This is a genomic window from Pseudotabrizicola alkalilacus (genome assembly GCF_003443995.1).
Taxonomy (GTDB): Bacteria; Pseudomonadota; Alphaproteobacteria; order Rhodobacterales; family Rhodobacteraceae; genus Pseudotabrizicola; species Pseudotabrizicola alkalilacus.
This window is the reverse complement of sequence record NZ_QWEY01000087.1, coordinates 1-552: the sequence shown is the minus strand read 5'-3', so window position 1 is coordinate 552 and position 552 is coordinate 1. Positions and strand designations below refer to the sequence as shown.

Below are 552 nucleotides of genomic sequence, written 5' to 3'. Positions count from 1 at the left end.
TATATCCCGGCCAAACAGGCCAGACGGCAGTTTCTGTTTGCGCGCGGCCAGGGCGGGCTGGGCTATGCGGTGCCCGGTGCCATCGGGGCGGCCACGGTGGTGGCAAAGGGCGCGCGGGTGGTGACGGTCGCGGGGGACGGCGCGTTTTCCTACACCATTGGCGAGCTGGCAACGCAGGCGCAGTACAACCAGCGCATCGTCAACGTGGTGATCAACAACGGCAAGCTGGGCTGGATCCAGCTGTGGCAGGAAATCTACTTCAAGAACGTGCAATCGGCGGAGCTGGAAACCCAAAGCTCGGTGCCGGGCTATGCGGCAGCGGCGCAAGGGCTGGGCCTGCTGGGCATATATGTCGACAAACCCGACGAGATCGGCGCCGCACTGGACCGGGCCTTTGCCCATGACGGACCCTCGGTGGTCGAGGTCCGCATCGACGACCGCGCCACCCCGATCCACAGCTTCAAACGCCGGATGCGCGAACCCGAAGAAAAACCACGCCCCCGCCCCGGAACCGTCTACAAACTGCGAGACTGGAAGGTCTCGCCGGATCTG

General features: G+C 65.0%; 1 protein-coding gene. It reads left to right on the top strand.

All coding sequences use genetic code 11. The features are described from left to right. On the top strand, nucleotides 1-552 hold a 552-nt coding region (locus D1012_RS22150; protein ID WP_233517249.1), incomplete at both ends, for a thiamine pyrophosphate-dependent enzyme.